Below are 9,195 nucleotides of genomic sequence, written 5' to 3'. Positions count from 1 at the left end.
CGACGATGGAACACGCAATGCAAACAGTGCTGCTTTTAATATTACTCAAGATTTATTAGACCGGCAAGCGATCGAGTTGAAGCCGATAGTCTTGGCTCGATCTCTCCTACAATGGTGGAAATGGGTTAGCAATCGATCGCCAGATTAGATTTAGCCGTCCAACCAAGTCATCCCAAATATTATTTCTTTCTAGCGATCGTCAGTCCGTCACCAATAGGGATTAAACTAATCTGAACTCGATCGTCATGATAAATTTGCTGATTGAGATCCTTGATTGCCTGAGTGCGTTTATCTGGATTCATCGCTGGATCGGCAACTCTGCCATACCACAGGACATTATCAACTAATATCAGTCCACCCGATCGAACTAATTGAAAACAGCGATCGTAATAAGCAGCATAATTATTTTTATCGGCATCGATAAAGGCAAAGTCAAATGTCCCTGCTTCACCATCTGCTAAGAGCCGATCGAGCGTTTCAAGTGCTGGCGCGATGTGCAGATCGATTTTGTCATTTACGCCTGTTTGCTGCCAATATTTACGGGCGATCGCGGTAAATTCCGCGCTAACATCACAAGCAATCAATCGACCGTCTTCGGGGAGATTTAAGGCGACTACTAATGCACTATAGCCAGTAAATACGCCTACTTCTAAGCACTTTTTAGCACCGATTAATTTGACTAATAATCCCATCAATTGCCCTTGCTCTGGTGAAACCTGCATATCTACCAGGGGATGTCGTGCTGTTTCCGAGCGCAATTGGGTTAATATTTCGGGTTCGCGGACAGAGTTAGCGAGTAGATATCGATACAAGTCATCGTTTAAGCCGATCGATTGATTTGACATAGTTCGTTAATTGAGAATTGAGAATTAATAATTGAGAATTAAATTATGAATGTGTCTTTGTTGCTGGCACGATCGCTGGTTTAGCTTTGAGGATGAGATCGATCGCGGGATCGTAGATTGCTAACTGCCAATTTTGTGCTTGTTCGATTTGCGTGATATCGAGATTTTTAGTCTTTCTAAAGTCAGCTTTATTGATATTTGCACCTGCGAAATTTGCGCCTTTGAGATTTGCCCCGCTGAGATCGGCTTTAGTTAGATTAGCTTTACTGAGGGTGGCACCCTGAAGATTGGCACCGATGAGGATCGCACTGCTGAGATTGGTATTACCTAAGCTGGCATTAATCAAATTTGCACCGTCTAAAATGGCATCGCTGAGATCGGCTTTGTTGAGATTTACGCGCTCTAAATTGGCGGCGCTGAGGTTGGTATTACTTAAGTTAGCTTGGATTAAATTAGCATCATTGAGTTGCGCTTGGGCGAGGTTGGCACTATTGAGATTGGCATGACTGAGATTGCTATTACTCAGATTAGCCGATCGTAAATCTGCTTGAATGAGACTAGAATTATTTAGTTTGGCGCGATCGAGATTGGCACTGACAAGATTAGCTTCGCGGAGATTGGTACTGCTGAGATCTAGATATTGTTGCTCGGTTTCTAGGTTTATTTTACGTCTGGCGATCGCTGTTAGTGCAGCTTGAGCGTCAGTTCTTATTGCCGATAACTGGGTGAGATCTTGACCTTTAATACTCTGTTTGCCCCGCACGAATGATGATAAGACTTCCATAATCGTCCAACCATCTCGGGGCGAATCATTAGCGATTCTTTCTAAGGCATAAATCCCCCCGATTCTAATCGTCTCTTCGGCATTTCCCAGTTGCTCGATCGAGCGGGTAAAGCGTTCGGTAATCAGCCTATTTTCACCTTGAGAAAAGTTGAGAAATAAGATCGAGCCACCAAAAATAGTTGCGCCAGTACTCAGACTCGCAATAAATACCCGAATTAGCTCTAAAAAAAAGCTCCGCCGACTAATTTTTTCAGTCGATCGGATTTGCTCGATCGCGGCTTGCCAATTGGCATCGGGGTTGATATTGCCACCTCCCTGCGCTTTCCAGAGTTCGTGCGCTTTGGCACTGATGATTTCTGGCGCGATCGGCGCGGGCACGATTAAAGCTTGGAAAAATTCAGCGATCGTCTTCATTACTAGAAATTCACACACTACCGACTGATGTGAACTTTCCCAGATTCATGGATATCGCTTTGAGCTGATAAATGACTCTCTAGAGTTGAGAGTATTTGGATAGTCTAAGATGCGGATAAAAGGACTTGAACCTTCACTTCTTGCGAAACCAGAACCTAAATCTGGCGCGTCTACCAATTCCGCCATATCCGCAGACAATGTTTTTAATTATAGCATAAATATCTCAAAACATCAAAATTCACTGTTTTTATCCCATCTAACTCGATAAGAGTTGTTGGAGTTAGTGCTGGGCTGACGATTTTTCAATGTTGTCGGCGCAGGTGGCGACGATTTGCGATTGGCGGCTGCGGCGGGAGCATGGCATCGAGAGTCATGGGCGAACTCCCGGCTGCAATCGTTAGTTGTCGGGTGAAACGCTGGAGGGTTCAAGGATGGCTGATTAGAGTTTAACGATCCAAACCCGGCGGGACGATCGGGTGATGTTTTGGCTGTCGTCAGAATTTCAGACTGATACTTGGTAATTTACTGCTGAAATAAATCTTCTAGCGCCGCTACTTGAGAGCTGGAATCCTGGCGGAGTTCGAGCAGAGCTGACTGGGCTTGGGGTTCGTCAAATTTTTGGAGCGCGTCAGCGACTCTGGCTCGCAATCGAGGTGATGTGGCGGTAGTGAGGGTGAGGAGTTGGGTGAGGACGGCGGCGTGATGGCTGGAATGAGCGAGGGAGGCTAAAGTGTCGATTGCGGCTTCTTGGACGGTGAGATCTTCGCCAGTCAGGGCTAGGGTACAGACTTCGATCAGCTCTGTGGGTGAGTCCAATTCTTCTAAAGCCGCGAGGATGCTGCGACGGACGAGCCAGTGATCGTCTCGATCGAAGGCTAAAACTAGGTGGGAGATGGAGACTTTGCCAAATAGCGAGAGCGAGTTAGCCGCTTCGGCGCGAACGTTGGGTGTATCGTCGAATTTAGTCATCTCCAAGAGTGCCGCGAAGGCAGCCGCCACCCGTTGTTTGCCCAAACCTCTAGCTACAAAAGTTCGGACTAAAAATTCAGGATCTCCGATCGTGGCGATCAAGATCGGGACAGCAGTTTCGGCGTCATAATCTTTGAGTGCGGAGATCGCTTTGAGCCGATATTGAAAATCAGGATGCTCTAATGCTGTGGCAATTTCTGGTAGTTCCATCATCGTCTCTAAAATAAAGATCTTTTATTTACTCTAGATCGATCGCCGTGCCACTTGGCGATCGAATCTGCGAAAATTTAAGTTAGCAGCAGTCAGTCTAGAGCGCAATTTGTGAACGATTGCTAAGTACGGTAGCATGGTTATCTACGATCTTTAGCAGTCTGGTGGATCGAACGCTTCAACCGCCCTAACCTACTGCGGTTTCGCTCGTAGCGGTTCCGGACTAGCAACTTTTAAAACTTATAAAATATTCATCTTTAGGAAACTTACTAACATGGCTGAATCCGAGCAAACGACTGCGACAGAGGAAGTTACCGCCGCTGAGCTAGCTGAAATCATTACCGAACTCCAGAAATATCGCGATCGTTTGGTGCATGAGACTACCGAAGCGATCCAAAAAGCGCGTCTACCCAAAGCCAAAGCAATGGCGCAAATGGAACCCGAACTAGTCAAAATCGATGCGATGATGCAAGAGCTACACGATCGCCATGCTGCGCTGGCTAGCAACTAAGATAGTTGAGAGTTTGGGCAGTGGGTAATGACTGACAAGCGGTAGTGGAACGGTTGAGATTGAGTTGTTGTGGGGAAATAACATCCCCGATCCTGATGATGAAAGATAGATATGAAATCTGAAGATACTCCAGTAGTCGTACTCGATCCGGCGGAAACCGACGCTTTAATGCGATCGATTACCGAGCAGATCGATCGAGATATTTTCGATGCTGATGACGTTACCACTCTCAAACAGATGGTGGAATGTTTGGGCGATTCGCGCGGTTTGGTACGGCTGCGATTCGCCCAGACACTAGGCGATATTGGCGGCACTGCGACACCGTTATTAGTAGATGCGCTGCTACATCATCCCAATCCCGTCGTCCGCCGTGCAGCGGGGAAAACACTCGCCCTGATTATCGATCCAGATACCGTTCCCAGCTTGCTCTACGCGCTACTACATGACGAAGATACCGTCGTCAAAGGCTCTGCTGTCGGCGCTTTAGCTAAAATGGGTGAAGCCTCCGTTCCGCCTTTATTAGAAATCTTAGCCGATCCGGTGCGATCGGAAAGTACCAAAGGTCATGCGGCTTGGGCACTGGGTTTCATCGGTGCGGCGGCGGCTCCTTTTCTCGAAGATGCCATCGAATCCGACTCACTTGACGTGCGATGTGCCGCCGTTGGTGCGATCGCGCATTTAGTCCAAGAAACAGGGGACGCTCGCGCCGCACAACTGCTACTCGGCACCCTCCACGATCCCGATCCCAACGTGCGATCGGAAGCCGCCTCCGCGATCGGGAAAATGGCATATTTACCCGCCCTACCCCTCCTAATTACCACTCTCAAAGATCCCGATGGTGAAGTCCGCCGCACCGCTGCAGTAGCACTAGGTAAATTGGGCGATCGATCGGCAATTCCCCATCTCCAAGCCGCTCTATCTGATGAGTTAGAGCCAGTCAGGCTGCTGGCGAAACTTGCAATTTCTAAGATAGAGGGTAGAGGGTAGGGGATAGGGAATAGGGGATAGGGGGACTGGGAGACGAGGAGACGGGGGGACTGGGGAGATGAATAATTGCTCCACTACCTCTTACCTCTTACCCCTTACCTCTTACCCCTTACCTCTTACCTCTTACCCCTTACCTCTTACCTCTTACCTCTTACCTCTTACCTCTTACCTCTTACCCCTTACCTCTTACCTCTTACCCCTTACCTCCACCCTCTACCCCTACCCTCAATTATGAAATCCCAATGGGAGTGTGTGCTCGAAAATCTAGGTGAATGGGTAGGTTCATTTACTACCGTCACCGCTGGCGGGGAATCGATCGAGGATATCCCTAGTATTATCAAACTTGAAGGTAGTCGCGATAACCGATCGGTTCATCTGGTGCTGACGCGGTTTTATCCGCTGCCAAATAGCACCGAACGCTATCCCAAAGAAGTAGTGTGGAACTTCAGCACGCCACCGGGCATCGGTGCGATTTACTTCGAGACGGGTGCTTTTAGTTCGGGAGCCTTGGCGGTATTTGCGGGAGTAAAGACGATCGCCGAATTTTCGCTTAGAGCCGCAGATCGCCGCTTTCGGACGATCGAAACTTTCGACATCGATGGAAAACTCGATCGAGTCACCTTCGTGCGCGAGCAGCGTCAAGGCACGATCGCGCCAGAACGTCCGCACCTGACTATTAATGATTTGGTGGGCACTTGGACGGGAACGGCAACGACATTTTATCCACAGTTGGCACCGATCGTGACTCAGACAGCAACGACATTTACTGCTAGTGCTACGGGTTATCAGTTGGTAACAGATGAGGACTCGATCGATTTGAGAGTCGCGAACCAACGATTGCTATTTGCTACCGCTCGATCGGGTGAATCTTATCAGATGCTCCTGCTGCCCGATGGGAGTTATACGACTACACCCACCCAGATTCGGCTAGGATGCCCCTTTGAGCTAGAAATTGGTTGGATGTACCAGCCAGGACAGCGGCAGCGGTTGGTGCGGCGATATGACAGCGCTGGGCAATGGCATAGCGCCACGTTGATTTGTGATGAATTCGGGCGGTCTTAAATCTACCTAACGTGTATGAAGTTCGGCAAGACTTGTTGAAGGGGTGAGGGGTAAGAGAGTAAGGCTTACTGCCCAATTTTCACTTAAGAAGATTTTGGTAAACGATGAGTATAAATACTGGCGATTTTGGCAGACTGAGCTATTTGCTAATAATTGGTTCCAATTGTTAGGTTATTTCGCAAAAGTTGGGTAATATAAAGAAAAGATTAAATTTATTCTAGGTGAGAAAAATTATCCAAAATATTACCATCAACCCTCATGTATTACGCCTCCTCTGGAAGGCAGTCTCGGAAATCAACTACCAAGCCATGTCCCTACCCGATCGAGACCTCTCGCGAGTCATCACCGACAAGGTGAGGGATCGCATCATCCTTGATTCTGAAGAAGCCCAAAATTTAGACAGTTATCTGACATCGAGACTTTTACTCATCAGAGATTTGGCTGAGGCACATTAACGTGTTTGAATTTTGCAATTTGGCGAGAAATTATGAGGGATGAAGGGTTGTAATATGAATCGCCCTTCATCTACTTTGCCTAGCTAAGAATTAAGCATTGACATTGACTTTAACTTTTGGTTCGACGAAATAATCGCCGCGCTCGTCAACCCCAATTTGACCCAGAGATTCGTCGCCCGTAATCAATCTTGCCCCACGTTTGCGCGTGAAATAACTCCACGTCCACTGAATAAATACGACCAATTTACTATCGAATTCAATTAGATAATAAATGTGGACGAATACCCAAATCAACCAGGCTAAGAAGCCAGACATCTTGATTTTACCAAAGTCAGCCACTGCTGAATGTCTGCCGATGACTGAGAGACTGCCAGCATCGTAATATTCAAAGGCAGGTAAACTGGCACCAGCGAGTCGTTGTTGGATCAGGTCGGCAACATATTTACCTTCTTGGGTGGCAACGGGTGCTACTCCAGCGAGGGGTTTACCATCTGGCTTGGTAAAGTTTGCCAGATCGCCAATGACAAAAATCTGCGGATAGCCTTTGACACTTAAGTCCGACTCGACCATCACTCTGCCCACGCGATCGAGTTCCACACCAGTATGGTCTGCTAAAATCTTACCCATTGCTGAAGCTTTAACACCTGCCGCCCACAATACGGTTCGGGCTTCGACACACTCTGTCTGCTCGCCCTGACGGATGGTAACGACGTTATCGGCGATATTTGTCACTAGTGCTTTTGTCTGCACCTGCACGCCCAATTCGACTAGGGATGCTGCGGCTTTGGCAGAAAGTTCTGGTGGATAAGGTGGCAATACGCGATCCATCCCTTCTACGAGGATGACTTTGGCTTCAGCGGTATCGATGTTGCGGAAGTCTTTTTTGAGCGTACTATATGCCAATTCAGCGATCGCGCCAGCTAATTCTACCCCAGTCGGGCCGCCGCCAACGATAACAAATGTCAGCCATGCACGACGTTTTTCGATGTCTGTCTCTTTTTCAGCGGCTTCAAATGCCATAAAAATCCGGCGGCGCATTTCCAGCGCATCTTCGACCGTCTTTAAGCCGGGAGCGGTGGGTGCCCATTGGTCGTTACCGAAATAGTGATGGCTGACACCTGTCGCGACGATTAGGGTGTCATAATTTAGTTCGCCCTTATTTAAAAATACCTTCTGCTGCTGCGGATCGACATCGCGCACCTCGCCCATGATCACCTTAGTATTTTGCTGCTTGTTGAGGATCGATCGCAGTGGTGAGGAAATATCCGCAGGCGACAAACCACCTGTGGCAACTTGATACAGCAGCGGTTGGAACAGGTGAAAGTTCCGCTTGTCGATCAGTGTGACCTGGACGGGGGCTTTGCCTAGCGATAGTGCCGCATGAAGTCCGCCAAAACCACCGCCAATAATAACGACATGATGCAATGATTGGTGCTCGACTTTATTTGTCACGATCGGCTTTCCTCTAGTGGGTCTTAGACGCCCATTATAACTATGAATTCACTTCCAGAGTAATGTCGATAATATTTTTTAGCTAGATTTATTTTAACTGAATCTCGATCGCTAGTCGTATTTCCGAGCGGATGATGACGATTATTGGTGAAGTATTATTTATTTTACTCGCGATCGTCTCGCTCTTTTTTGGCGATCGCTAAATAGTGAATGAGTATGGTCTAGATCTGTAGGTTGGGTTGATGTTATGGAATCTTTGTCAAATCCAAGATGAAGCCTGACATAATATCCGTACAATCGATCGAGTCTGGGTCTTGAATAACTTCAACATCTTTGCTCGATCGATAGATTTCAACTTGCTTATCTTGGGGATTAATTAAGAGTCCGAGCTTTACACCTAACCGTTGATATTCGAGCATTTTGGATTGGAGATCGCTCAATCTGGCGGTAGTAGAGCGCAGCTCGATGAGGAAATCCGGCACAACTGGAATAAATTGTTTGAGCGAAACACCTTCTAGGCGGGAGTTTTCAATCCACGAGACATCAGGAGACATTTTGCCACCACCGATTCCAGTAAAATCATATCCAGTCGAAGAGTCAAATGCTGTTCCTAATTGAGTGCGTTCGTTCCAATCCCAAACTCGACCAAACAGATTTCCATTTCTTTTCCCACTCTCCCCAAATGTCGGAGCCATAACGATTAATTTTCCTTCTTTGGTTAACTCCATTCGCAAATCTCGATTGTCTTGGCACAATCTGTCGAATTGTGCTGGCGTCACATGCAGATCTGCGCTGTGAATATTAACCGCAACTGTTTCTTCCGCTAGGGATTGGGCGACGTTCATAAAACCTCAATGCGATCGATTAGCTTTCACTATATTTCTATTATGCCAGAATGGAATTGCCCCGACTGGCAACCCAAAAAAAAAGCTCGCACCTGCGGGCTTTTTATAACTTATGGCGACCGTGAGATCTGCTCCGTTTCGACATCGCCGTGGGGTTGGAAACCCCCGCTCATGATGCAAAGTCCGCCTTCGCGGACTAGGAAATTAATTAGTCCGCGAAGCGAAAAGTGCGGTCTTGGGGTTTCCCCAAGTAGAGCACCTTTTCAAGACAGGCGGACTTTGCATCACTAGACCCGATTTTAATCGGAGGCTAAACCTAACGTCGAGCTAATTTCTTAGAAATCTTCCGTAACCGAATCGATAGAGGAGTGACTTCTACCAACTCATCGCCGCTGATATATTCGAGCGCGCGTTCGAGCGTCATATCGATCGGTGTTTTGAGCTGTACCAATTCTTCCCCACCAGAAGCACGGTGGTTGGTTAATTGCTTGCTCTTACAGATGTTCAGTTCGAGATCCTGTGGACGATTATTTTCACCGACGATCATTCCTTTATAGACCTTAGTACCAGGCTTAATAAAGAACGTACCGCGATCTTCTGCACCCATCAGCGCGTAGTCGGTAGCAGTGCCTTCTTCAAAGGAGATCAACACACCGTTGCG

General features: G+C 47.5%; 9 protein-coding genes, 1 tRNA gene and 1 pseudogene. 4 read left to right on the top strand and 7 right to left on the bottom strand.

Annotated features, from left to right (window positions below; translation table 11 throughout):
- Window positions 1–179: 179 nt before the first annotated feature.
- From RMO35_RS08925 to RMO35_RS08910, 4 genes are all read right to left on the bottom strand, one after another.
- Entirely contained in the window at window positions 180–845 is a 666-nt protein-coding gene (locus tag RMO35_RS08925) for a class I SAM-dependent methyltransferase (RefSeq protein ID WP_309740348.1), read from the bottom strand.
- 43 nt (window positions 846–888) lie between these two features.
- The gene (locus RMO35_RS08920; RefSeq protein WP_309740346.1) at window positions 889–2,043 is read right to left on the bottom strand and encodes a pentapeptide repeat-containing protein; all 1,155 of its coding nucleotides are present in this window, start codon (window positions 2,041–2,043) and stop codon (window positions 889–891) included.
- Between the two features lie 110 nt (window positions 2,044–2,153).
- Window positions 2,154–2,235 (bottom strand) — tRNA-Leu (locus tag RMO35_RS08915).
- Window positions 2,236–2,565: 330 nt separating this feature from the next.
- Window positions 2,566–3,225 carry a HEAT repeat domain-containing protein gene (locus RMO35_RS08910; RefSeq protein ID WP_309740345.1) on the bottom strand — a complete coding sequence of 220 codons (660 nt, stop codon included), beginning with the start codon at window positions 3,223–3,225 and terminating at the stop codon, window positions 2,566–2,568.
- Window positions 3,226–3,496: 271 nt separating this feature from the next.
- Between RMO35_RS08910 and RMO35_RS08905 the strand changes: the two genes are divergently transcribed.
- From RMO35_RS08905 to RMO35_RS08890, 4 genes are all read left to right on the top strand, one after another.
- Window positions 3,497–3,733, top strand: coding sequence for a hypothetical protein (locus RMO35_RS08905; RefSeq protein WP_309740344.1), 237 nt, complete (start codon window positions 3,497–3,499; stop codon window positions 3,731–3,733).
- Between the two features lie 111 nt (window positions 3,734–3,844).
- On the top strand, window positions 3,845–4,720 hold the full coding sequence (locus RMO35_RS08900) for a HEAT repeat domain-containing protein (protein WP_309740342.1): 876 nt from the start codon (window positions 3,845–3,847) through the stop codon (window positions 4,718–4,720).
- Between the two features lie 231 nt (window positions 4,721–4,951).
- Entirely contained in the window at window positions 4,952–5,782 is an 831-nt protein-coding gene (locus RMO35_RS08895) for a DUF3598 family protein (RefSeq protein WP_309740340.1), read from the top strand.
- Window positions 5,783–6,003: 221 nt separating this feature from the next.
- Entirely contained in the window at window positions 6,004–6,237 is a 234-nt protein-coding gene (locus RMO35_RS08890) for a hypothetical protein (RefSeq protein WP_309740339.1), read from the top strand.
- A gap of 90 nt (window positions 6,238–6,327) precedes the next feature.
- Here RMO35_RS08890 and RMO35_RS08885 read toward each other — a convergent pair whose 3' ends face one another.
- The 3 genes and pseudogenes from RMO35_RS08885 to RMO35_RS08875 form a co-directional block, all read right to left on the bottom strand.
- Entirely contained in the window at window positions 6,328–7,689 is a 1,362-nt protein-coding gene (locus tag RMO35_RS08885) for an NAD(P)/FAD-dependent oxidoreductase (RefSeq protein ID WP_309740338.1), read from the bottom strand.
- Window positions 7,690–7,934: 245 nt separating this feature from the next.
- Window positions 7,935–8,534, bottom strand: a complete 600-nt coding sequence (locus tag RMO35_RS08880) for a Uma2 family endonuclease (RefSeq protein ID WP_309740336.1) — start codon at window positions 8,532–8,534, stop codon at window positions 7,935–7,937.
- Between the two features lie 316 nt (window positions 8,535–8,850).
- Window positions 8,851–9,195, bottom strand: a pseudogene (locus RMO35_RS08875) (translational GTPase TypA); the annotation flags it as partial.

The organism is Chamaesiphon sp. OTE_20_metabat_361 (assembly GCF_031364565.1).
This window is presented reverse-complemented; position numbering and strand designations above follow the sequence as displayed.